The organism is Desulforapulum autotrophicum HRM2, from assembly GCF_000020365.1.
Lineage (GTDB): Bacteria > Desulfobacterota > Desulfobacteria > Desulfobacterales > Desulfobacteraceae > Desulforapulum > Desulforapulum autotrophicum.
In genome coordinates, this window is record NC_012108.1 from 5,063,160 (window position 1) to 5,087,840 (window position 24,681).

22 protein-coding genes are annotated in these 24,681 nt (G+C 46.9%); 5 read left to right on the forward strand and 17 right to left on the reverse strand.

The window, feature by feature from the left end:
* Positions 1 to 46 precede the first annotated feature (46 nt).
* Positions 47 to 1,270, reverse strand: coding sequence for an EAL and HDOD domain-containing protein (locus HRM2_RS22240; protein WP_015906280.1), 1,224 nt, complete (start codon positions 1,268 to 1,270; stop codon positions 47 to 49).
* A gap of 205 nt (positions 1,271 to 1,475) precedes the next feature.
* Between HRM2_RS22240 and HRM2_RS22245 the strand changes: the two genes are divergently transcribed.
* From HRM2_RS22245 to HRM2_RS22260, 4 genes are all read left to right on the forward strand, one after another.
* Complete coding sequence (locus HRM2_RS22245) at positions 1,476 to 1,811, forward strand: cupin domain-containing protein (RefSeq protein WP_015906281.1); 336 nt, start codon at positions 1,476 to 1,478, stop codon at positions 1,809 to 1,811.
* A 138-nt stretch (positions 1,812 to 1,949) separates the two neighbouring features.
* On the forward strand, positions 1,950 to 3,077 hold the full coding sequence (locus HRM2_RS22250; protein WP_015906282.1) for a 4Fe-4S binding protein: 1,128 nt from the start codon (positions 1,950 to 1,952) through the stop codon (positions 3,075 to 3,077).
* 93 nt (positions 3,078 to 3,170) lie between these two features.
* Positions 3,171 to 4,082 (forward strand): hypothetical protein, encoded by a 912-nt coding sequence (locus HRM2_RS22255; protein ID WP_015906283.1) that lies wholly within the window; start codon positions 3,171 to 3,173, stop codon positions 4,080 to 4,082.
* Positions 4,082 to 5,056 carry an alpha/beta hydrolase gene (locus tag HRM2_RS22260; RefSeq protein ID WP_015906284.1) on the forward strand — a complete coding sequence of 325 codons (975 nt, stop codon included), beginning with the start codon at positions 4,082 to 4,084 and terminating at the stop codon, positions 5,054 to 5,056. The genes HRM2_RS22255 and HRM2_RS22260 overlap by 1 nt, the downstream gene beginning before the upstream one ends.
* Before the next feature lie 7 nt (positions 5,057 to 5,063).
* Here the strand turns inward: HRM2_RS22260 and HRM2_RS22265 are convergent, their stop codons facing one another.
* The 10 genes from HRM2_RS22265 to HRM2_RS22310 form a co-directional block, all read right to left on the reverse strand.
* On the reverse strand, positions 5,064 to 7,049 hold the full coding sequence (locus tag HRM2_RS22265) for a TonB-dependent receptor plug domain-containing protein (RefSeq protein ID WP_187149302.1): 1,986 nt from the start codon (positions 7,047 to 7,049) through the stop codon (positions 5,064 to 5,066).
* Positions 7,050 to 7,149: 100 nt separating this feature from the next.
* The gene (locus tag HRM2_RS28405; RefSeq protein WP_015906286.1) at positions 7,150 to 7,371 is read right to left on the reverse strand and encodes a YfiR family protein; all 222 of its coding nucleotides are present in this window, start codon (positions 7,369 to 7,371) and stop codon (positions 7,150 to 7,152) included.
* Position 7,372: 1 nt separating this feature from the next.
* On the reverse strand, positions 7,373 to 9,367 hold the full coding sequence (locus tag HRM2_RS22275) for a TonB-dependent receptor plug domain-containing protein (RefSeq protein ID WP_015906287.1): 1,995 nt from the start codon (positions 9,365 to 9,367) through the stop codon (positions 7,373 to 7,375).
* Positions 9,364 to 9,906, reverse strand: a complete 543-nt coding sequence (locus tag HRM2_RS22280; protein ID WP_015906288.1) for a YfiR family protein — start codon at positions 9,904 to 9,906, stop codon at positions 9,364 to 9,366. The genes HRM2_RS22275 and HRM2_RS22280 overlap by 4 nt, the downstream gene beginning before the upstream one ends.
* Before the next feature lies 1 nt (position 9,907).
* Positions 9,908 to 11,914, reverse strand: a complete 2,007-nt coding sequence (locus HRM2_RS22285; protein ID WP_015906289.1) for a TonB-dependent receptor plug domain-containing protein — start codon at positions 11,912 to 11,914, stop codon at positions 9,908 to 9,910.
* A gap of 2 nt (positions 11,915 to 11,916) precedes the next feature.
* Positions 11,917 to 14,742 (reverse strand): response regulator, encoded by a 2,826-nt coding sequence (locus HRM2_RS22290; RefSeq protein ID WP_015906290.1) that lies wholly within the window; start codon positions 14,740 to 14,742, stop codon positions 11,917 to 11,919.
* Positions 14,739 to 15,248, reverse strand: a complete 510-nt coding sequence (locus HRM2_RS22295; RefSeq protein WP_232364123.1) for a YfiR family protein — start codon at positions 15,246 to 15,248, stop codon at positions 14,739 to 14,741. The genes HRM2_RS22290 and HRM2_RS22295 overlap by 4 nt, the downstream gene beginning before the upstream one ends.
* Before the next feature lie 267 nt (positions 15,249 to 15,515).
* Positions 15,516 to 16,694, reverse strand: a complete 1,179-nt coding sequence (arsB, locus tag HRM2_RS22300) for an ACR3 family arsenite efflux transporter (protein WP_015906292.1) — start codon at positions 16,692 to 16,694, stop codon at positions 15,516 to 15,518.
* Positions 16,691 to 17,170 (reverse strand): arsenate reductase ArsC, encoded by a 480-nt coding sequence (locus HRM2_RS22305; RefSeq protein WP_015906293.1) that lies wholly within the window; start codon positions 17,168 to 17,170, stop codon positions 16,691 to 16,693. The genes arsB and HRM2_RS22305 overlap by 4 nt, the downstream gene beginning before the upstream one ends.
* A 17-nt stretch (positions 17,171 to 17,187) precedes the next feature.
* Positions 17,188 to 17,568: an ArsR/SmtB family transcription factor gene (locus HRM2_RS22310; RefSeq protein WP_015906294.1), complete on the reverse strand. Its 381-nt coding sequence runs from the start codon at positions 17,566 to 17,568 to the stop codon at positions 17,188 to 17,190.
* Positions 17,569 to 17,799: 231 nt separating this feature from the next.
* Between HRM2_RS22310 and HRM2_RS22315 the strand changes: the two genes are divergently transcribed.
* Positions 17,800 to 19,146 (forward strand): GGDEF domain-containing protein, encoded by a 1,347-nt coding sequence (locus HRM2_RS22315; RefSeq protein WP_015906295.1) that lies wholly within the window; start codon positions 17,800 to 17,802, stop codon positions 19,144 to 19,146.
* Positions 19,147 to 19,234: 88 nt separating this feature from the next.
* Here the strand turns inward: HRM2_RS22315 and HRM2_RS22320 are convergent, their stop codons facing one another.
* The 6 genes from HRM2_RS22320 to HRM2_RS28155 all read right to left on the reverse strand — a co-directional run bounded on the left by HRM2_RS22320 (position 19,235) and on the right by HRM2_RS28155 (position 24,529).
* Complete coding sequence (locus HRM2_RS22320) at positions 19,235 to 20,002, reverse strand: 3-hydroxyacyl-CoA dehydrogenase (RefSeq protein WP_015906296.1); 768 nt, start codon at positions 20,000 to 20,002, stop codon at positions 19,235 to 19,237.
* Positions 20,003 to 20,004: 2 nt separating this feature from the next.
* Entirely contained in the window at positions 20,005 to 21,150 is a 1,146-nt protein-coding gene (locus HRM2_RS22325; protein ID WP_015906297.1) for an acyl-CoA dehydrogenase family protein, read from the reverse strand.
* A 61-nt stretch (positions 21,151 to 21,211) separates the two neighbouring features.
* On the reverse strand, positions 21,212 to 21,622 hold the full coding sequence (locus HRM2_RS22330; RefSeq protein WP_015906298.1) for a Zn-ribbon domain-containing OB-fold protein: 411 nt from the start codon (positions 21,620 to 21,622) through the stop codon (positions 21,212 to 21,214).
* Positions 21,622 to 22,803: a thiolase domain-containing protein gene (locus HRM2_RS22335; protein WP_015906299.1), complete on the reverse strand. Its 1,182-nt coding sequence runs from the start codon at positions 22,801 to 22,803 to the stop codon at positions 21,622 to 21,624. The genes HRM2_RS22330 and HRM2_RS22335 overlap by 1 nt, the downstream gene beginning before the upstream one ends.
* Positions 22,804 to 22,841: 38 nt before the next feature.
* On the reverse strand, positions 22,842 to 23,825 hold the full coding sequence (locus HRM2_RS28150; protein WP_015906300.1) for an AMP-binding protein: 984 nt from the start codon (positions 23,823 to 23,825) through the stop codon (positions 22,842 to 22,844).
* Positions 23,780 to 24,529, reverse strand: coding sequence for an AMP-binding protein (locus HRM2_RS28155; protein WP_015906301.1), 750 nt, complete (start codon positions 24,527 to 24,529; stop codon positions 23,780 to 23,782). Before HRM2_RS28155 ends, HRM2_RS28150 begins: the two co-directional genes overlap by 46 nt.
* Between the last annotated feature and the right edge of the window lie 152 nt (positions 24,530 to 24,681).

Sequence of the window (24,681 nt, forward strand, 5' to 3'; positions counted from 1 at the left end):
ATCAATCCTTTCTCAAATGCCGTGGGAATTCCTGCAATGACCCGCCCTATTTCGGAGATGCAGCCATGAACTCATCTGCCATGGTCACAGCATCCTGGTAGGCATCCTTCATGGTCTGGACAAGCAGGCACAGGTGATCGCTGCACAGGTTGACACTGGCCCAGTCTCCCCTGATGAAATCGTTGATGGCACCAAACAGGTGATTGATCACACGATTTTCTCCCATGAGGCCCGCCTTGATACGTGGTGTAAAGGGAAGATCTTTCAGAACCTGCACCATTGGCATGTCAAGCATGGCATTAATGTTTCGAAACAGACCAAGGGTAAACAGCTCTTCATCTAAAAAGTCCGTTTCAACTTCCTTGCCCAACAATTCACACATTCGCCCTGTTATAATCGAGGTGGTGATTATCTCCTGGGGCTTTCCCTCTGCAAGACCAGCCGATGCAACCAGAAGGATGAACTGCCTGATCTCCCGTTCTCCCATGAGGGTGATGGCATCCTTGACCGAATCAATGGGGATCTTTCTGCGGTAATAGGCTGAATTGATAAACTTGAGCAGGCGAAAGGACATGGAGACATCATCCCGGATCATTTCGATCAGCCGTGGAAAATCAATATCCGCCTTTGATACCTGGGCAATGAGCCTGATGAGGTTTATCTTGACTGCCGGAATGCTTTTGTTGGTGAGCACCTTGGGTTTTTCAAAGAAATAGCCCTGAAAAAGATGACACCCCAGGTCCAGGGCCTTTTGAAACTCTTCATGGGTTTCGATTTTTTCAGCCAGGAATTTAAGTTTTGCATATTTTGAAAGGGTTGAAATCATACCTTCGATCTCATCCAGGGTCGAGGCTCTGAAGTCGAACTTTATGATGTCTGCCTGTTCGATCAGGGGAGTTAACTCCTGGTGGAAGACAAAATCATCCAGTGCAATGCGAAACCCTTTTTTCTTAAACCCGGTGACGGCCTTGATTACCTCGGCGTTGGGATGGACATCTTCAAGGACCTCAATGACCACATTCTCTTTGGGAAAGAACAGAGGAATTCCACGCTCAATAAGGGCCTGGGGGAAATTGATGAATGCAGGCTTTCCCATGGAAAGCCAGTCGATTCCCATGGAGAAGAAGGTGTTGGACAAAAGTCTGAAGGTTGCCGTATCCCCGTCCAGGTCGGGAAAGGAGTTGGCAAGCCCATCTCGGAAAAGCAACTCATATGCAACGGTGCTCTGTTTGCTGTCCAGAATAGGTTGTCTTGCAACGTAAATATCCACTGGAGGCTCCTTTTTTTATCTGGAAATTAGAAATACGAATCTACCACGTACAAAACAGTTAAAGCAACTGGAAAAAGGCAGGGGAGGTCTTTCAGTTCCGGCAGAGACACGGCTCATTGCTTGAGAAAAATCTCGTACAATAGCGGTTTTATCTGTATACTCGTTGCGAAATCATCCTTTAACCCTGTTGCCCAAAGGAGTTCACATGTTTCAGCAAAAAAGTAAAAAAGGATACCTATCCCCGATCAAGGGAATCCGGATGAAAACCCTGGTCCATGGAGAAAAGACCCTGATGACCGAATTCCGCCTTGACAGGGGTAGCCTTTTGCCGACCCACGCCCACCCCCATGAACAGACCGGCTACCTGGTTTCAGGAAAGATGCGCCTGAGGGTAGGCACAGCAGAACAGGTGATTGAACCTGGCGACAGCTGGATGATTCCGGGAGGAATGGAACATGGTGCCGACATCTTGGAAGACGCAGTTGCTGTTGAGGTATTTGCTCCGGTCCGGGAGGATTATCTTCCAAAAAAAGACGATTAGTCCAACGGATCAAGCGGTTTTATGTTTTCACGATTCCTTCGGAAATCTCACAACTTAGCAAACGGTTGTAACCCTGTAAGATGGTCCTGATTTCAGGTCAATGGGTTTTTACCTTAAAGAATAAGGACGGTCCCGGCCTTGCCCTACAAACAACTTGCACAACACCTTGACGACCTGCCAGGCGGGTTTCCCTCAACCCAGCGGGGGGTGGAAATAAAGATACTCAAACACCTCTTTTCATACCAGGAGGCAAGGCTTGCCCTGGTGCTCACCCTGATCGCAGAAACAGCCGCAACCATTGCCCTTCGCAGAAAGGCCCCCCTGGTGGAGACAGAACAGCTCCTTGAAACCATGGCAGCCAAGGGGTTGATCTTCCGGTCAAAACCCTTGAACAAGCCCGCCGTTTACATGGCGGCCCAGTTTGTGGTGGGCATCTGGGAACTCCAGGTGGGACGGCTCACCCCGGAACTTGCCAGGCTGATGGGCGACTACATGCCTGATCTGCTGGATAAAAAGGTGTGGAAAAAAAACCCCCAGATGCGGACCATTCCCGTGGGCCGGAGCATTGACACCTCCCTTGAAATCCTTGCCCATGAAATGGCAGAAACCCTTTTAAGACAAAAAAGCCATTTTGCAGTCTCTGCCTGCATCTGCCGCAAGGAACAACAGATGATGGGCAAGGGATGCAATAAACCCATGGACCTGTGCCTCTCCTTTGGTGATGATGAAGATTTCTTTATCAAGAACAAAATCGGCCGGCGTATAACCCTTGACCAGGCCCTTGATATCCTGAAACAGGCCGACAGATCGGGCCTGGTACTCCAGCCGAGCAACGGGAAAGAAATTTCCTGGCTCTGCTGCTGCTGCGGCTGCTGTTGCGGCATACTCAGAACCATCAAGACCCATCCAAAACCCGCCAAAATTATCTCATCCCCCTTTCAGGCAAAGGCAGACCCAGGTCTGTGCACCGGCTGCGGTATCTGTAAAAAAAGGTGCCCCATGGACGCTATTTCAATCAAAAACAAACGTGCCGTCCTGGATCTCGACCGCTGCATCGGTTGCGGACTCTGTGTCTCCACCTGCCCTGAAAAGGCCATCCATCTGGAACGCAAACCCGAAGCCCTCCAGCCCCAAGTGCCAAAAAACATTATCACGGCCTCAATGGGACAGATGTGGGAACGTGATAAACTGACTCTCAGGGGACTTGCCGCCATGGCAGGCAGATCCTTCATGGACAGATACCGATCAAGACGTAAAACCGTTTGACAACCCCGTCTATAATCTGGTTTGATACAGGTTTGATGTTCAAACAATGCGGGCCAAACAGACCCGAACGACAAGTAGCTGAAAAGGACAAAAATGGACCCCATCTCTTCAAAAGCAGCCCAATGGATTGATAATGGCAAAGACCCCAGGAGCGCCCACTGGCAAGCCGGGCTTGAGGCCATGCTCGAACTTTTTTCCGCCCACGTGAAACCGGGGGTCCTCACACCGGTGGCCCCCCTGGACGAGGCGGATTTTCCTGTTTTCAAGGCGGCACTGGAGGCAATAGATCTTGCGCCCCAGCTCATTGCCGTGTTTTTACCCCCTGCCATTGCCCGGTCTATCACCCCGCCTGAAACGGCCCAAGAACTCAATCGAATCAATCAAGACCAGCCTTCATACAAGGTGATCATTGCCCGGCCCGGCAAAGAATTACGAATCCTCTGCGGTGAGATTTCCCCCCAGGCAACAAAGCCCGGAGTGGATATCTTTCAGTCAGGAGCCCTCCTTGGCAACTATGATTTCTCCTCCCAGGAAACCTGTCTTGCCGAGCTGTCAAAGATCATCCGGACCCATGCCTGGGAAAAGGGTACGTGGACCCGCAAAAACAACGAAACGTATACCCTGAACTGGTTTGAACGATCCCTGGATCTTGGAAGGGGAGATCTGAGCGTGGATAAAAACCATTCATTTTTCCACAGCCCCACCCTGATCAAAAGCAACCGGGTGGATGCCCTGTTCTTCATCATTTCAACCCTTCTTGAGCAACGGTTTAAAGACCCTGAAGACCGCCTGAGCCAAAGGGTAGCAGCCATAAAGGCCCTGGAGGACACCACCCTTTCCAGGGAAAAACTTGCCGACCTTGTCAGCAGCGGCATTCTTGAGCTTTTGAACAATGTAAAGGAGCTTGAACTGATGAAGTTCAACGAACTTTCAAACGCCGAACGTGAAAAGTTCAAGAATGAGACCGCAAGGAGTGTCCAGATCATCGTTGACGCCCTTCTCTAATGGGAACCCGGGTCGTCGCCCTTGTTTGCCTCCCCCTCCTGTTCCTGGTTTCATGCGCCTACGTGCCCATGGACAGGAGTTATCCCGGTCCTCAACCCCTGACACCGGCCCTTGAACAGGCCTATGCCTGCCCACCCTTCACCGGCACCTATGACGAACGAATCATTGACAGGCAGGCTCGATTTACCATCCGGCAAATAACCTTTCCTTCGACCCGGTATATCCTTGAGGCCGGACCGATTACTGTTGACTACTACGATGTTGACGCTGATAAAAAAGTTCCGGTTATCATGGTGCTGCCCATCCTCGGGGGTAACAACAAAATTGCACGTATTTTTGCACGGCACTTTGCTGAAAACGGGTATGCCGCAGTCATCGTACATCGTCAAAAAAAGTACAAGGAATTCGATCAGATGGACAAGGTGGATCTGGTGCTTCGCCAGATGGTGCTGGACCACAGGCAGGTGCTGGACTGGATCAAAACAAGGCATGAACTTGACCGGGGCAAAATCGGGGTATTTGGCGTGAGCATGGGCGGCATCAAGGCGGCATTGGTGACGGCCCTTGACCCACGCATCAAGGCATCGGTCCTGGCCCTTGCCGGGGGAGACCTTGCCCAAATCCTGGCCTTTTCCACGGAAAAAGGGATTAAAAAAAAACGATTGAGATTCATGGCCCAGAAGGGCATCACCCCGGATGAATTTTATAACACCCTGGCCACCACCATTCAATGTGACCCCCTGAAATATGCCCGTTACATTGACGCCCGAAAGACCATGATGATACTGGCCCTGTTTGACAGGGTTGTCCCCTTTAAGAACGGAAGGGAACTCAAGAAAAAAATCGGAAACCCCGAAACCATCTATCTCCTGTCAGGCCATTACTCGGCGATTCTCTACATCCACCACATCCAGTACCAGGCCCTCAGGTTCTTTAAGCGAAAAATTCCCCTCAATCTGCCAGGGCCTTCCTAGGTGTTAATCAAAATTGACAGGTCAGCCGGAGAAAAACACCCCGTTCAATCTCAGATGAAACCATGCTGATAATCTCCGAGTCGAGCTGTTTTTTGTGATCGTGGAGAAGATTGTGGCCCACCAGCTCCAGTTGCCATGTTGGTGATGGTTGCCAGCCAAGGCGAAGGGTGAGGTCCCAGAGTTCAGGTTGGTTCTGAACCTCAATTTCATCGGTATAGGTAACCCAGATATCTGCCTCAACATTGTGAGAAAGGTTGAGACGAGATTGTATGGAAGCCTGGTGATTGGCATAAAAGCTGTTTAAAAACTCCTCTAACTGGCCACCAAAATCGAACTTCATTTCCATGTAACTATAGGCACCAATAAGTTTCCAATCATCAGTCATCTGGTATTCCATGCTGGCTTCAATTCCATAGGTCTCACCTTCAAGCTCATTATTGGCAAAACTGACCTGATCAATTGCGACGGGCAGGTCCCCTTCAAAAACGATATTGGGAGGAAGGTTGCTTCCGGTTCTTAACTTTTTATAATTATTCCAGAACAATGCGATATCAATGCTCGCATGATCTGAAACAAGGGAGCGAAGGCCAAGCTCATAGGCCGTCACCACCTCTGATTCAAATTCGTCATTGCCCTGGAATGTTACGATAATGGGAATCGCCAAAGGAATTTCGGCGTTGGGTGTCGGGTTGAGTTCATGCCCCGGGGGATAGAGGGCCAGAACGATCCCACCGTTAGAATCAAGCCTGGATGGGGTCCGAACCGCCCTGGAAACAGCGCCCCATAGGGAAATTTTCTGGGAAATTTCCCACAATAATCTAGCGTTTGGCTGGAATTCCCAACCAGTAAAATCATTGTGCTCAACTTTAGTTCCCAGGGTCAGGGTTAAATCCTTCAGTAAAGGATAATCGTCCTGGACAAAAAGGCTGAACTGAGTGTACTGATCGTCTTCCGGATCCATAAACACATTGGCATGGGCAGTTAAATCATCAAAATAAGCTCTTAAATTTCCACCCCAGGTAAATTTATGGCCAGGACCTGGTTCATAATTGTGCTGAAATTCAACATCCAGGACTTGAAGTTTCTCATCGTAAAAAGCGCCTTTTCGTTGTGTGTAGTCAAAATAGACTTGAAATGAGAGGCTCGATTTCTCACTAAACTGGTTTGACCAGCTTGAAAGCAGGTGCCCCCCCTTCATATCAATATCGTCATTGAACCGGTCGTGGTAATCACCCTTGTAGCTTACCTGGTCAAAATTGGCTCCCTCCTGGCCCTGGTAAAAACTGCCCGTGGTTTTTCCGGTAAAATCGCTGCCAATGTAATCCCAGCGAAATCCAGTCCGGCCCATTGTCATGTCATCATCAGTATCTCTGCCGTTCAATTGATTCACACCCCGGGTAAATCCTTTGGCTGTCAAGCGTAAATAACTGCTTGAACCGATCTCTGAGCCCTGCATTACACTCAGTCCTCCGGTTGCCCCAGTGCCTGCCCAGGCAGAGACCTGGGAACCCAATGTTGTTTCAGCAGAACGGGTCATAATATTAATAATCCCGTTGACGGCATTTGACCCCCAAAGGGAAGCGCCTGGACCACGGATAACCTCAATTCTCTCTATTTCAGCCAGAACCAGATCTTGGACATCCCAGTAAACTCCTGAAAAAACTGGAGTATAAACACTTCGCCCATCAATCATGACAAGTAATTTGTTGGCAAATTCGCCATTAAAACCACGGGCACTTATGGCCCAGCGGTTTGAATCGAGTTGGGCAACGTTCATCCCCGGTACCATTTTTAAAAGTTCGGGAATGCTGTTGGCCCCTGAACGACGGATATCCTCCTTTGTAATCACATGGATTGCCCCAGGGGTTTTTAATAAAGGGGTTGGTGTCTTAGCTGCCGAAGTCACCTCCAGATTGATCAACTCCTCAAGGGACATATCCAGAAAATCATTTGCCAGGACAGGTGATAAAAGAATGCTAAAGAATATATTCAAGCTGACTAATATTCTGGAAAACCAGATGAAATATGTATGGGTTTGAATATTTGGATGCATGGCTACTTTATATTATTATAAAAGGTAAAAAGCAATAATCCTAAGGTGTAAGGTTTCCATTAAAGGGTTTTTTCCCAAAAATGACAATCACCAAAGGAGCCTTGTCGTCTGTGAAGGCGCTATCTGTCCAACGGATAAATTTGGCAAAATTATACAGGTAGGCTGCTTTGATCTTATATTCAGATGGTTTTTCAGCCGTGTTTCCAGGTGCCGGCCAGCAAATAGCCAGTGTAAGAGTTAGGATAAGAAGGAGATGTCTCATCTTATAAAGCCCAGGTTATTTTAAGGTAAAGGCTGCGCTCAACCTCAACGGGTGATTTAAACTCTTCCTGGATAAATTCAAGATGCCTGTTATCGAATATATTTTCTCCTGCCAGCGTGATTTCCAGATTTTCCTTGGGTGTCCATTTTATATTGGCATTAAAATTAATATAGTCATCCACAACCAAGGTGTTGCTTGGCCCGGATAGACTGGAAGCGTCCAGTTGATCCGTGTAATGGCCCCAAAGGTTTAAATGCAGATTTTCCCTGAGTTTAATATTTGCCTGGGCATTGAACTGATGCCGGGGAGAAGAACCTTCAGTTACCTGTTCTATTTGGAACGATTGATTGTTGTCTGCCTCCATTTTAAGGTCAATATAGGTGTAGGAAAATTTCGTGTTTATCCAGTCTACAGGTTTCCATGCTGTCGTTATTTCAAGACCATAGGTCTGGCCTTCCATTGAGTTGACGAAATAGATGGGTGAAAACGCCGATGCCTGGTAATAGGATTGCAACTCTCTGTAGTCATTGTAATACAGGGACAGATCAATGGAGAAGTCCTTTGATGGGATATAACGGTACCCGGTCTCATAGGCGATCAATTGTTCTGAGTTTAAATCAGAATTACCCAATAGGGGGATTTCTAAAGAAATTGGCTCAGGTATGACATATGTCATCACTTTCCCACTGTCTTCAGCCCGGGAGGGTGTTCTGATGGCCCTGGAAATGGAGGCCCAGAGGGTATGCCTTTCGCCAGGCTTCCAAAGCAGACGCAGATTTGGCTGAACTTCAAAACCGGTATATTCGTTATGCTCAAATTTTGAGCCCATGGTGAGCCATAGCCGGTCTTTTAAAAGGGTAATTTCATCCTGGAAAAATGCACTGACAAGATTATTGGTTTGACTGTCAGGAATAAATTCAACCTGGTAGCTATTACTGAAATCATCTTTGACGACTCGATAGCCCATGCCCCAGACAAGATCGTGGCAATTTTTAACTTGGAACCGATGCTGGAAATCAATGTCGACAATATGATTGGTCTGTTCCAGATATATTTCATCCCGGGTTGTGAAATCATAGTAAACCTGCAGGGTCCAGGATTGTTTTTCAGAGATGCCGTGTTCCCATCGGCCAAGCAGATTACCACCGTTGGTGTGCACCTGGTCCTGGGCCCGGATTAAATAGGGGAGGTCTGGTATCCAGAGCGTGTCCACCCACTGATTATTCTCCCCGTGGTAGATATCCCCTTGAAAGGTCCATGAGTCTTTTATTCCCACATCGTTGTCAAGGCGGAAGCCACCGGTGGTGATTTGCCAGTCATCATCCGCATCGCTTTTGTCCCCAAGGTAGGTGTATGAATCCTGGGCATGGTGGTTTACATAGAAACGGCCATGGAGGTCATTTTTGAGTTGTTTACCATAACGAAATGATGCTGAACCACGTTCATGGTTACCCATGGTGGCTGTCACCTTTCCACCCTGTGTATCCGCAGCTGTTTTGGTGATGATATTGATAACGCCGTTGACGGCGTTGGCTCCCCAGAGGGTTGCCCCTGGTCCCCGGATGACTTCAATCTGTTCAATATCTTCTAAAGGCAGATTCAGGGTGTCCCAGTAGACACCGGAATAGGCCGAGGTATAGACGCTGCGGCCGTCAATCTGAACCAGGAGTTTATTGGAAAAGGTGCCGTTAAATCCCCGGGAAGCGATGGCCCATTTGCTGGAAGAGATCCGTGCCACCTGGAGTCCGGGAACCATGCGAAGGAGTTCCGGGACGCAAGTGGCGCTCGAATTCTGAATATCTTCCTTGTCTATGACATAAACTGCGGCAGGTACATCCGCAAGATCCTGCGCCTTTCTCCCGGCAGAGGTGATTTGAATCTGCATCAGACTTGACAGGTCCATATCGAACATCTCCAGATCATCGGCCTGGCTGAAGGACGGTAGAGTGAAAAGAGTGACTATAATAATCAGATATGGTTTTATAAAATGGGTCATCCACCGTCTCCTATAATTTCAGTCGCAAGGGAAAGCAACTGGGCATCAATTTGAATCTCGTTCTCTTTTGCGGTATTAAGATTGATAACAAAGCGTAATCGGTTCCGGACCGAAATAAATTGAATGACTCCACCCCGGGCTGAAAATGCTTTATGCTCTCCAATCGTCACAATAGGTCTGGTTTTAAGAGTATTTAAGAGGGTTTTCAGGCCATGGGATTCCGATTTGCCTATAAAAAGCAGGTGACATTTTCCTATCTCGTTTAATGTCTTGAATTCTATTATTTTAATGGGGTGTTTACCTACACTTCTTGTACCTAATGGTGCAAGGTTTCCATTAAAGGGGTTTTTCCCAAAAACGCCAATCACCAAAGGAGCCTTGTCGTCTGTGAAGGCGCTATCTGGCCAACGGATAAATTTGGCAAAATTATACAGGTAGGCTGCTTTGATCTTATATTCAGATGGCTTTTCAGCCGTGTTTCCAGGTGTCGACCAGCAAAAAGCCAGTGTAAGAGTTAGGAGAAGAAGGAGGTGCCTCATCTTATAAAGCCCAGGTTATTTTAAGGTAGATGCTGCGCTCAACCTCAATGGGTGATGTAAACGCTTCCTGGATAAATTCAAGATGCCTGTTGTCGAAAAGATTTTCTCCGGCCAGTGTGATTTCCAGGTTTTCCTTGGGTGACCATTTTATATTGGCATTAAAATTAATATAGTCATCCACAACCGTGTTGCTGCTTGACGCAGAGATACTGGACGCCTTTAGTTGATCCGTGTAATGTCCCCAGAGGTTTAAACGAAGATTTTCCCTAAGTTTAATATTTGCCCTGGCATAGAACTGGTTCTGGGGAGATGAGCCTTCAGTTATATCAGCTGATTGGAAACTTTCATTGTTTTCATCTTCCATTGAAAGATCAATATAGGTGTAGGAGAATTCCGTGTCTATCCAATCTGCAGGAGTCCATGTTGTCGTTATTTCAAGTCCATAGGTCTGACCCTCCATTGAATTAACAAAATAAACAGGAGAGAACGGCGAGGCCTCAGAATAGGATTGGAGATCTCTGTAGTCGTTGTAATACAGGGTCATATCAATGGAGAGGTTTTTTGATGGGATATAACGGTAACCAGCCTCGTAGGCAATCAATTCTTCCGAGTCAAAATCAGAATTGCCCCATACGGAGACCTCGGTAAAAAATGGTGGCGGTATAATATATGTGATCACTTTGCCGCTGTCTTCAGCCCGGGAGGGTGTTCTGACGGCCCTTGCAATGGATGCCCAGAGACTGTGCTTTTCTTGCGGTTTCCAAAGCAGGCGAAGATTTGGTTGAACTTCAAAACCTGAATATTCGTTATGCTCAAATTTTGAACCGATGGTGAGCCAGACTCGGTCTTTTAGCAGGGCAATTTCATCCTGTAAAAAGGCACTGACAAGATTATTGGTTTGGCTGTCAGGGGAGAATTCAACCTGGTAGCTATTACTGAAATCATCTTTGACGACTCGATAGCCCATGCCCCAGACAAGATCGTGGCAATTTTTAACTTGGAACCGATGCTGGAAATCAATGTCGACAATATGATTGGTCTGTTCCAGATATATTTCATCCCGGGTTGTGAAATCATAGTAAACCTGCAGGGTCCAGGATTGTTTTTCAGAGATGCCGTGTTCCCATCGGCCAAGCAGATTACCACCGTTGGTGTGCACCTGGTCCTGGGCCCGGATTAAATAGGGGAGGTCTGGTATCCAGAGCGTGTCCACCCACTGATTATTCTCCCCGTGGTAGATATCCCCTTGAAAGGTCCATGAGTCGTTTATTCCCACATTGTTGTCAAGGCGGAAGCCACCGGTGGTGATCTGCCAGTCATCATCCGCATCACTTTTGTCCCCAAGGTAGGTGTATGAATCCTGGGCATGGTGGCTTGCATAGAAACGGCCATAAAGGTCATTTTTGAGTTGTTTACCATAACGAAATGATGCTGAGCCACGTTCCTGGTTACCCATGGTGGCTGTCACCTTTCCACCCTGTGTCTCAGCAGCTGTTTTGGTGATGATATTGATGACGCCGTTGACGGCGTTGGCTCCCCAGAGGGTTGCCCCTGGGCCCCGGATGACTTCGATCTGTTCAATATTTTCTAAAGGCAGGTTCAGGGTATCCCAGTAGACACCGGAATAGGCCGAGGTATAGACGCTGCGACCGTCAATCTGAACCAGGAGTTTATTGGAAAAGGTGCCGTTAAATCCCCGGGAAGCGATGGCCCATTTGCTGGAAGAGATCCGTGCCACCTGGAGTCCGGGAACCATGCGAAGGAGTTCCGGGACGCAAGTGGCACTCGAATTCTGAATATCGTCCCGGTCTATGACATAAACTGCGGCAGGTACATCCACAAGATCCTGCGCCTTTCTCCCAGCTGAGGTGATTTGAATCTGCATCAGGCTTGACAGATCCATATCTAACATCTCCAGATCATCGGCCTGGCTGAAGGAGAAGAGAATAAAAAAGGTGGCCAGAATTGAAACCGTTATTTTAATTAAACTGATTTTTTTAGAATTCATGCCTATCCATTCCTGAAATCAATTGTTTCAATATCTGTTACCATTTCAGCTGATAAAGATTTAACTGCTTTCTGGAACTCCCTTTCAATCTGGACGAACAACTCAGATGCGCCTTCCATGGAGTCATTCCGTGCATTCTCTTCCATTTTTCTAAAAAGTGCGGACAAATTTAAAGCCCCCAGATTGGCACTTCCTGATTTTAAACTGTGGGAAATTAATCGAAGTGTTGCAATATCTGAGTTCTCAAGGGCAAGTTTAATCTTTTCCAGCTGCCCTGGAGTATCTTCCAGAAAAAGTTTTATGATTTTTGTCAGAAGATCTTCAGCCCCGTCTGCCTGGAGGTCACGGATACTGTTCAGAACTTTTGTGTCAATCGTTTTTGATTCCATGGGGGGCGATTGGTCTGATACACCATGGGGATGCTTTTTTGACAGGTTTGCCTGTGAGGGGGAATGCAGATTTTCAGGTAACCAATGTTTGAGAACTTTGATAATCTTCTCTTTTCCAAAGGGTTTACTGATATAATCATCCATTCCTGCGGCAAGACATTTTTCCCGGTCTCCGCTAAGGGCGTTTGCAGTCAGGGCAATTATCGGAAGCCTTTTTTGACCCGATTTCAAATCCTCCATCCAACGGATTTTTCCGGTTGCTTCATACCCATCCATCCGGGGCATCTGGCAATCCATAAAAACAATGTCATAGGATTCTTTTTGGGCAGCGCTAACCGCTTCCAGTCCGTTTGTCGCAAGTTCAACCCGGCATCCCAACTTGCACAGAACGCCTTTTGCAACCTGTTGGTTGATGATGTTGTCTTCGGCCAGGAGTACTCTGGCGTTAAAGGTTGTCAGCTCTTTTTTAAGGTGATACTGAGTGATTAAATCCTTTTTCTCCAGATAATTTCCGTTCATCAGTTCAACCAGACTGTTGTAAAGATCAACCTGGCGAACCGGCTTGGTCAGATAGATGTTTATTCCTGCCTCCCGGGCCAGCTGGGCATCACCCCGGATACCCACCGAGGTCAATATTATTATTTTTGTCCTTTCGAGGGTAGGATCCTTACGAATCAGCCGGGCCACATCCAATCCGTCCATATGGGGCATGTGCATATCCAGGAGCACCATGTCAAATGGCCTTTTCTCTTCCACAGCCCGGTGCAGTATCGTTAATCCTTTGAGTCCGTCTTCAGCCCCCTCCTGCTTGATGCCCCAGGAGTTCATCTGGTGGGTCAAGAGTTCACGGTTTGTTTGATTGTCATCAACAACAAGGGCACTTAATCCCTTTAATTCCTGGGTCGGTGTTTGGGCAAGAATCCGGGTTCCTGCCGTTTTTTTAAGGGTCAGGTCAAACCAGAACTCTGCACCCTCTCCAGGGTTACCTGTGCAGTTGATCTGACCATCCATGAGCTCCACCAGCTGCCTTGAAATTGCAAGTCCGAGTCCTGTCCCCCCATATTTTCGCGTTGTTGACTCGTCGGCCTGGGAGAAGGGCTGGAAGAGTTTTTTTCTCTCCTCGGCAGTCATTCCTATGCCGGTATCGCGAACCAGAAAACGAACCTGTTCCGAGTCACCCATATCCTTCAGGGACTCCACCTTGAGATAGACTTCTCCTTGCTCTGTAAATTTAATGGCATTGGACAATAAATTTGTCAAAACCTGCCTTATTCGGCTTGGGTCGGAACTCATATCCGGATGAAGGGTTTCAGCAATATCAACAATAAGTTCAAGGCCTTTTGCATGGGCCCGATGGGCAAGAATCTGGGCAATTTCTTCAATCAGGGCCGGCAGGTTGAAGTTGATGGTTTCAATTTCCAGCTTTCCGGCTTCTATCTTGGAAAAATCCAGGATATCGTTGATAATGGTCAAAAGGGATTCACCGGATGACTTGATGGTTTCAATGGCATTTTGCTGTTCAAGTGTCAGGTTCATATCCAGGGCCATCTCAGCCATACCAAGGACCCCGTTCATGGGGGTTCGGATCTCGTGGCTCATGTTTGCCAGAAACTGGGATTTGGCCTTGCTGGCAGCCTGGGCTTCATCTGCAAGGACAATAGCTTTGTCCATTGTCAGTTGCAGCTCTGCGGTACGATTGCGAACCTGCTCTTCAAGGTGCTCATCCCTCTGTTGAATCTGGCCCAGCATATTATTGAAACCTTCAGCCAGCAATCCAAATTCATCTTTACTTTTATGTTTCACCCTGAGACGATAGTTTTTTTCCGTTGAAATCTGCTGGATTGCCGTTGTCAACTGGGTGACAGGGCCGGTAATAATTTTTTGCAGACGGTTTGCCAGTACGACAGCAAGAACAAGCCCGCCGAGCAGAAGGAGCACCAGGTAGCCGGCCGCTTCCAAAAGAAGCTTGTAGAGGTCACCCATGCTTGCCTGGAGATAAAGGGTCCCAACCCTTTCGTTGTCCAAAATAATTGGGGTAAGGATCTGTATCCGGCCATCGTGGATCATATATCCCTTTTCCTCTAATTCAGTATTTTTCACCCGTTGTGGGGAAATCTGCTGGTGGCCGCCCCTGGAAAAACTTGCAACCCGCGCACCGTCGGCCCTGTAAATGGCGGATGTAAGGATTGAGGTTTTTTGGGCCAGAGAGTGAAGGTTGTTTTCCAATGCCTCGTCATCCTGGAACAGCAGGGCAGCAGTACTGTTATCGCCGATAATTTTTGACAGGCTTTGCAGTTCTTCAAGGGCATTGCGTTGGTACAAAAACCATTGACTGATAAAGGCGATGGTAAAGGTTAGAAGGAGTATGGTTGAACAGACACCTAAAATAATGGTGTTGAATTTTTGCTTGACAGAGAGGTTGTGAAAAAATTGAGTCATTCTTTTGTCTCCAGGAGTTCCGTGGCCAGGGAAAGAAGCTGGGCATCAATTTGAACCTGATTTATTTTTGCAGCATCCAGGTTGATAATAAAGCGAAGTCTATCCCTGATTTTGATAAATTGAATTATTCCTCCCTGGGCTGCAAATTTGTTATTGTCTCCGACGGTTATGATGGGCCTGGCTTTTAGTTGTTCAAGAATATTTGATAGTTCGGCTGAACTGGAGGTGTTGATATATACCATGTGACAGGTCTGGGCCTGTTTCGATGTTTTTAATTTCTTGATCTCAAAGGGTCTGTTGCGAACGGTTCTTGAAGTTAAGGGGCCAAGTTTGTCTGCAAAGGAATCATCCCCCATAACCCCGATGAGCAAGGGTGATTTTTCGTGGATAAATGTCGGCCCGGGCCATTTGATAAACTTTGCAAAATTATACAGGTAGGCGGCTTTGACTTTGTCTTCAGTTGAAATGTTGTCAGCATGGCAGATTAAAGAACAAACCAGTGCCAAGGTTAATGTAATTATAAAAAGAAACCTTTTCATCTGACAAATTTTTTCCGTAAACTGTGCATGGCAATATACATACATGAATCGGTCAAGAAATATAAGGGGGAAAATGTGCTCTCTGCGAGGTTTATGTTAAAAAATTCAGGATATCGCACTGGAATTTCAAAAAAGATACCCCCCTAGGGCAAGAACAACGTCTGCGATGCCATAAAGATTCATCCCATGGCAAGAGGGTTGCAAATGTTTGCAGCCCTCCAGGTTATTTACCGATTACGTTTCAAACCAGTGGGCCGTTTTTTTACAAAACCCAACGAGCATAAGCATTACCGGGACCTCAATCAGTACCCCCACAACAGTGGCAAGGGCGGCTCCAGATGACAGGCCAAACAGCATGACAGCCGTTGCAATGGCAACTTCAAAATGGTTGGATGCACCGATCATGGCCGCCGGTGCCGCATCCTCGTATTTTAATTTTAAAAATTTTGCAGCAGCATATCCCACGGCAAAGATTAAGGTTGTTTGAATAAACAGCGGAATGGCAATCCAAAGGATGGTCAATGGATTTGCCATGATGACCTCGCCTTTAAAACTAAACAGCAGCACCAGGGTCAACAACAGGGCTGAAATGGTTACCGGCGTCAGAACGCCTAAAAATTTTTCCTGGAACCAGGTTTTTCCCTTGGCTGAAATAATCCATTTGCGTGAAAAATAACCGGCCACAAGGGGCAGTGCCACATAAATGCCCACCGACAGAACCAATGCCTGCCAGGGGACAGGCAGTTTTCCAACACCCAGAAGAAAACCACCCAGCACCCCATATAAAACCAGCATGGTGAGAGAATTTATGGCGACCATAATCAGTGTTAAACCGTCGTTGCCCCGGGACAGATAACTCCATACCAGGACCATTGCGGTACATGGCGCGATCCCCAAAAGAATGCAGCCTGCAAAATAGCTTCTCCACAGGGGAATTTGAAGCATTTTGATACCGTCCTGGACAACAACAACGCCGGCACCGTGGGCTACCCCCACCGGCAGGTCAAGGCCAAAAGGCATTTTGACAAGATCCATTGCCTGGGCGCCAATCACCGATTTTAGAAGAAAACCCAGGAAAAACATTGAAATCGCATACATGGTAAAGGGTTTGATACACCAGTTGATAAAAAGGGTTAAAAGCACCGGCTTTCCACTTTTACCGGCCTTGATAACAGAGGTAAAATCAATCTTGACCATGATGGGATACATCATGAAGAAAAGGCAGACAGCAATGGGAATAGAGACCACAGGCGCCCCGTTGACATTAATGGACATGGCATCCAGTGACTTGGCAAGGCCTGGAGCAATCCTGCCCAGAAGAATTCCACCGATGATGCACAGCCCGACCCATAGGGTCAGGTACCTCTCAAAGACACTGGTCATTTTACGTTCATTACCTGGGTAAACACTCATTTTTCTGCTCCTAGGCTTGATGACACGATCGTGTCGTCTATATTTTCAGGCATTTTTTCAACAAATGCCCTGATTTCATCTCTGACCCTTCGATAGCAGTCCAATTGTCTTTCTTCATTTCCCCCTTGCTTTGCAAGTTCCGCAGCCAATTTCGGCGGATCGTCAAACCCGACATGGAGGACCTTACTGGGGGACGGAAAATATGGACAGGTTTCATGGGCATGGCCGCAGACAGTGATAACCACGTCCAGGGGCATGGCGCTGAATTCATCAATCAGTTTTGATTTATGGCCTGAAATATCTACACCTGCCTCGGCCATGACCCTTACAGCATGGGGATTGAGGCCATGTGTCTCAATACCTGCGGAATAAACATCAATGACGTCTGCTTTTAATTTCCGGGTCCATCCTTCAGCCATCTGGCTGCGGCATGAGTTTCCCGTACAAAGGAATAATATTTTAAGTTTTTCTTTCATCGTAAACCCCTTTTGATTTATGATTTAGAATTACGACCGTTTTTTCTTTGTTTACAGCTCAATTCTTCACAAGCAATTGCCAGGATCTCTTTCAATGTTTCCAAATCCTGCTCAAACTGCTTTGACCCTTCAACCCTTTCCTTTACCCACTCAAACAGGGGGAGCAAAAACGGATTTTCCCTGTTTAAACAAAAATATATCCATCGTCCCTGTTTACGATTCTTTAATACACCCGCATTTACCATGAGGCTTAAATGTCTGGAGGCTGTGGCTCCTGCAACGTTTAAAAGTTCGGTTATCTGGCAGGCGCACAATTCGTTGTGGACCATCAAGGCGCTGAAGACCCGGAGTCGGTTTTTGTCAGACAGTGATTTGAGTATTAAAAGCGTTCTATCCATATCTTCCCTATTGTTTTATAATTAGCCAAACAACTAAATGTTTAGTTTAAATTTATTCTTTTGTCAAGACAGAGGATGTAAAAATCCTACCCAGGGATCATTTTTTGTTCCTGTCACCCTTTTTCAAGGTGTGATGAAAGAAATTGACGTAATGGATCGTATTCTGCCATTATTAATCATTTTTGACAGGTCACTTGTGTGTCATATTGATGTTTTATGGAGAGAAACATTATGGAAAACCCAACAGGAATGATGACGACAATTGGCGTCTTGTTGCTTAATATCGGGTTATATTCTATTTTTCCGTTGTATTTTACGACAATGACCTCCCGCCTGCGCACGCCGGCATTCTACATGTATATCAGCATTGTACTCGTTGTGGGTGGACTTGCTGGCGCTATCTACTCATTTCCCCTCTCTGAAACCCTTCATATCTCGGGTGGCAATCTGGCCTATGGCGCCTTTATGATGAGCACAGTAATGCTGATCATTATTGAGCGTGATGTCAGCACCTTCCGAAATATAATTCAGCTGGTGGTTCAGGTGGATATCTTTGTGTTTGCAGGGTTTAATTTCCTGGCATGGTTACTTGATTCCAAGCTCGTTTTGAACACTGTTCACATTCCCTCAGCTATTTTTAATGTTTCACTGTGGGTTCTCATTATTGGAGGGGTGTTGATCCTGGGTGAGATCCTGGTCCTTTTGCTGATCTTTCTGCAGGTCCGCAGGTTAATTTCAAACATCTCCGCACTCGCCTTCATCTATACGTTTGCATTTATTTTGATTCTATGTGCAGATGGCGTGCTCTTTCCCATTCTGGCCTTTGGACTCAGTCCAGAACTTGTCAGTATCATTTTTGGCAATGTCTCAGGAAAGGCCATTATGGCCGCCTGCTACAGTGTTCCAATGCTGGGGTTTTATCTGATCTTTCGAAAGAAATTTATCCGTTTTCTTGATACGCCGCTGCCAATGAATGAGTTGATCAAGGCTCCCCGGAAAAAATTGTTAGAAACATTATATCACTATGAAATTCGGGATCAACAATTCCAGCGAGACAAACAGGAACTCATGGAAATTTCAGAACGAGATGAACTGACCACCCTTGCGAACAGGCGCAAGTTTGACCAAACATTTCAGACAGAATGGTCCCGGTGCCAGCGAGAAGAACAATTTTTGACCCTTGTGATTGGTGACATTGATTTTTTCAAACAGTACAACGATACATATGGGCATAATCAAGGGGATATCTGCCTGAAAAAAATAGCGGCCCTATGGGGAAACATCTTCAACAGGCCATCAGATCTTGCCGCACGAATTGGTGGTGAAGAGTTTACCATTCTTTTACCCAATACATCTCCAGAACTGGCATTATCAAGCCTTCATCATTTTCTGACCACTTTGAAGGAACAGCCGATCCCCCATCATACGTCATCCATCGCTTCCCACGTCACGCTGAGCATTGGTTTAGCAGGCTGTATTCCACAAAAAGACACATCTCCAGAAGCGCTGTTCATTCTCGCAGATCAACGGTTATATGCGGCCAAACAGGGTGGGCGAAATCGAATTGTCGCTGAATGATCGCCAAACAGATTCAACAGGATTATGATGCCCCATGTATGGCTGTTTCGATTCCAGGCCCTTGATTTGATTGATATTTCTGAGCCATTTATTTAATGCCCAGCCGAATACATGAATCCAGCCGGATGGTTTCACCGTTTAAAATCGGATTTTCAATAATATGTTTCGCCAGAAGCGCAAATTCAGCAGGTCTGGCCAGACGCTTGGGAAAAGGAATGTCGGCAATGATGGATTGTTTTACCTCTTTCGAAAGGCCTGCCAGCATGGGTGTTTCAAACAGCCCCGGCGCAATGGTCATAACCCGGATACCATAGGATGCAAACTCACGGGCAATGGGAAGAGTCATCCCCACAATGCCACCTTTGGATGCACTGTAGGCCGCCTGTCCGATTTGTCCTTCAAAGGCGGCAATGGATGCGGTATTGATAATAACCCCTTTTTCACCGTCCGGGTTCGGACCGTTGTCTATCATCTTTTCCGCGGTAAGACGAAGCACATTCATTGTCCCCACAAGATTCACCTGGAGAACTTTGTTGAACAGCTCAAGGGGCATGGGGCCTTTTTTGGAAAGCACCCTGGCAGGGGTGCCGATACCGGCACAGTTAATGGTGAAATGAATTTTTCCAAAAGCCCCAATGGTTTTTGCAATGGCTGCTTTCACACTATTTTCATCGGAAACATCTGTCTTACAGAAAATAATCGAATCTCCCGATTCCGATGCTGCTTTGCGGCCCCTTGTTTCATCAAAATCAAAAATGGCAACCCCTGCGCCATTGGCTGACAATTCACGAACACATGCCTCTCCAAGTCCAGAGGCTCCCCCGGTCACAACGGCTGTACATCCTTTAATATTCATAATTATATTTCCTTTTTCCCCCTTAGGTGTCTGCTGATAATAAGTCTTTGTACCTCTGAGGTGCCCTCCACGATTTGAAGCAGCTTAACGCTTTTGTAAATGCGCGACACGGGTGAGTCTTCCATATACCCGTAGCCACCATGGATCTGGACGGCATCACTTGCAACCTTTTCCGCCATTTCACTTGCATAAAGTTTGGCACAGGTGGCCTCAAAGGTATGTTTTTTCCCATGATCCTTGAGCCAGGCAGCTTTAAGGTACTCGTTCCTGGCAAGCTCTATGGCCACCGCCATATCCACCAGTTTAAACTGAATGCTCTGGAATTCAAAAATAGACTTACCGAATTGTTTTCGGCCCATGGCATAACGCAGGGATTCATCAAGACAAGCCTGGGCAGCACCCACGGCCACGGCGGCGATGCTTATTCTTCCGGTTTCCAATACGGCCAGGTGCTGGGAAAAACCATGTTTGGGATCGCCCAGCAGGTTCTCTTTGGGAATGGTGCAGTCTTTTAGAATGACCTCATGGGTTGCCGACCCCCGCCATGCCATTTTCTCATATTTTGTTCCCAGCTTAAAACCCGGCGTTTCTTTTGGTACAATAAATGTGGCGATGTCACCACCTTCAAGCCTGGCGGCCACCAGTAGAACCGATGCATTTTCCAGCCCGATGTTGGTAATAAACTGTTTGGTCCCGTTAAGCACCCATTCATCGCCTTTACTGACAGCCTCGGTGATCAATGCACCGGCATCGGAACCTGCATCGGGTTCGGTTAAACCAAAGGCTCCTATTTCATGGCCCCGGGCAATGGGAACCAGCCATTTTTGTTTTTGTTCTTCAGTGCCAAATTCCAGCAACTCCTGCCCCACAACACTTGTGGTGACATCAAGCAGAGCGCCCAGGGTAATATCTGCCCTGGATATCTCTTCAATACAAAGATGCATACTGACCCAGTCACTGCCCATGCCCCCGTATGCTTCGGGGAATGGAATCCCCATCAATCCCAGTTCCGCCATCTTTGCCATGGTCTCATAGGGGTATTTACCGGTTTTTTCAAGCTCTTCCGCCTGGGGTGCAATTTCTTTTTTTGCAAAATGATGCACCTCTTTTTGAATCATTTTCTGTTCTTTGGTAAGATTGAAATACATCTTTTTTCTCCATATGAACTATCAGAAATAATTATGTAAAACGGGATCAGGTCTCGCTTGTTTAATCCAGACGATAAAAGACCGGACGGGCAGCCGAACCATTGGAATACCTGTCTCCGGGAAACACACGATTTCCCATTCTGACCCGTTTCCCAATCATATCCAGGCTTGCCTCTTCAGGATTTATGGCGGACAGTTCACCCATGATCCAGGGGCCTTCTTCCAGTTCGACCAGAACAATCACATAGGGAACTTCATTTTCCCTGTTTTCAGCCGCGATATAAATGGTGGTGTATGTTTGAATCGTTCCAGTGCCGCCAAGTTCGGTTATTTCAAGATCAAAGGAAGAACATTCTTGGCAGGTCATCTGGGGTGGACAGGTTATTTTTTGGCACTGTCTGCACTTCAAACCCAGAAGGATATTTTTTTTCAATGCACTATTGTATCGTTCAAACGGTAAGGGATATTCCATTATTCTCTTTCCTTTTTTAAAATAAGATTGCAGAGGATGCCATCTCCACCCAGGGTATCCACCAGTCCCACCCTGGCCCCTTCCACCTGCCTTTCCTGCCCCACAAGATCCCCCCGGAGCTGCTTTACGATTTCCACCGTCTGGGATGCCCCTGTCGCCCCGATGGGATGTCCCTTTGACTTGAGTCCCCCTGAAATATTAATGGGAATTTTACCCCCGATCCGGGTTTCCTCTTTTTCCCACAGCTGGCCGCCTTTTCCAAATTCGGCAAATCCCAGACCTTCGGCGGCGATGATGCTGGCAATGCTGAAGCAATCGTGGAGTTCACACACATCAATGTCTTGGGGGCCGACCCCGGCCATGTCATATGCCTGTTTTACGGAAATCTCCCTGGCTTTTAACCGGGGAATATCTTTGTACTGACAGCTTAACATACCCGAAGATGCCTGCCCCACCCCGGCAATATAGATGGGAGTGTCACAAAGGGCCCTGGCCTTTTCTTCCGATGCAATAACAAGTGCTGCAGCACCATCGGAAAAGGGACAGCAATCAAGCAAGGTCAATGGAGATGCAACCATAAATGCCTTTTCCACCTGATCCACGGTGATCTCTTTTTTGAATTGGGCATGGGGATTCTTGACCCCATAGCTGTGGGACTGCACTGAAACCAGGGACATTTGATTCCGAAGTCTTTCAAAGGGGATATTGTATTTTTTTGCATATAAATTTGCCAGAAGTCCAAAGAATCCGGGAAAGGTAAGACCTGCCGGGAATTCATACCGGGCATCGGTTCCCATGGCAAAGGTCCGGGTGGCAAGGGCCGTTCCCATGGCCGTGGCCTTTTCCGTTCCACCCACAAGGACAATATCGTAAAAGCCCGATGCCACCCACATATAAGCGTCACGTATGGCCACTGTGGCAGACGAACAGGCCGCTTCAAACCGGGTGGCCGGGATATGACGACATCCCAGGGAATCGGCGATATACGACTGAATCATAATCTGCCCTTCAGAAAAATCACTTAGCCCATTACCGCAATATAACGCCTGAATATCCTTTGGTTGCACATTGGCTTCAACCATGGCTTCCGTTGCAGCTTCACAAAAAAGCTCCAGCCCTGTCTTGGGGGAATTAAACCCGAAATCCGTGTGTCCTGTGCCTATAATGGCTACTTTTCTCATGCTTTTTCTCCATCTTAAAAACCATAAAAACGTGCTGCTTATTGTTTGCAGGAAATTAGATCACTGTTCTCCTGTTTGCTATAAAAGTTTCCATATTCTTTTCTAATGTCTTTTTTGGAAAACTTTCCCACACTGGTTTTGGGGATCCCATCAACAAAAAGGATTCTGTCCGGAAGCTGCCATTTGGCAAATTTAGGCATTATAAAATTCAATATATCTTCTTCCATGACCTTTTCTCCCGTTTTGGCGAGGACCACCAGGGCCAAGGGACGTTCTTCCCATTTCGGATGTGGAATCCCCGCCACAGAGGCTTCCACAACATTGGGATGGGCCATAATGGCGTTTTCAAGATCAATGGAGGAGATCCACTCCCCTCCGCTTTTAATCACATCCTTAAACCTGTCGGTAACTTTGAGATAGCCATACTTATCAACGGTTAACGCATCCCCGCTTTTCCAATAACCATCCTCGGTGAATGCGTCTTTACTGCGTTCATCATTGTAATAGCTTGCCGTAATCCAAGGTCCCCTGTAATGACCCTCACCAACACTTTCGCCATCCCTTGGAACCTCTTTTCCGGTTGCATCCAATATTTTCCAGCTAACAAAGGGAACCGGGCAACCCTGTTTCAATCTTAATGTCCATTTCTCTTCTTCTGACAGATGGGAAAGGGTTGGTTTAAGAAAATTCAAACTGACGATGGGGGTGGTTTCCGTTGCACCATAGGCGTGGATAATATCGGCTCCCATCTCTGCATAATCCTTCATCACAGAAACCGGTGGGGCAGTTGCCCCTGAAAGCATGCGCAGATTATTAAAATGCGGCTTATCTTTTAACGTTTTTATATAATGGAGCATGGGCATAAAAATTGCCGGAGCACCGCAGGTCATGGTTACTTTTTCAGAAATGAGCAAATCCACCAGCGGTTGTGTCTCTTCAGCACTGTAACGGCCGGAAAACACAAGTTTTGCTCCGGTTAATGCCGCACAAAAGAAAACCCCCCAGCCATGGCAATGAAACATCGGCACAATCTGATGAGGACATCACTTGAATTAATACTGCACAGGGTGGAAAGGCAAAGGGTGTGCAGACAAATGGTCCGGTGGGAATAATACACTGCTTTGGGTTTACCTGTGGTGCCGGATGTGTATGCACCGCTATATGCCGAACATTCGTTGATCATGGGCCAGTCATAATGTGAAGATTCCGATTCAAGAAGCGTTTCATAATCATGGATAGGGGAAAGGTTACTCCTGATTTCATTCTGTTTCTCATCATTTAATATGATATATTGCCTGATTTTACCCAAATCGTTGTGGATGGATTCAATAAAAGGAATCATACTTTCACTGACACAAATTACGGTTGCTCCGGCATGGTTGATCACATAGGCCCTGTCCTCATTTGAAATACGGGGATTAACCTGCAACAGCACAGCACCTATTCCGGAAACGGCAAGGTAGAGTTCAAAAAATCTGTGTGTATTCCATTCCATTACCCCAACCCGATCTCCCGTTTTCACCCCGAGTCTCTTTAGGGCATTTGCCAGTTTGCCGACCCTTGCATAAGCCTGCTCATAATTATAACGCATCAGCGTTCCATCAAGATTTCTGGAGATCACTTCCACTTCTGGAAACGTGGTGGCCGCATAACGAATGAATTCATTGGTATTTAACTGATAATCATCACCAAATGTAGACGGGAACCCATCAATCATTTTAATCATTGTTTAATTCTCCTGCCTGTTTTCGGGCTTGCAAAACCATCACCCACTCCGGCATCCACAGAATGGCTCTGATAATTATCAAACCCAGCATTGACACCACAAATCTGAACTTTGATTATATTTAGCAATGCCTGTGCCACATATTAATAATG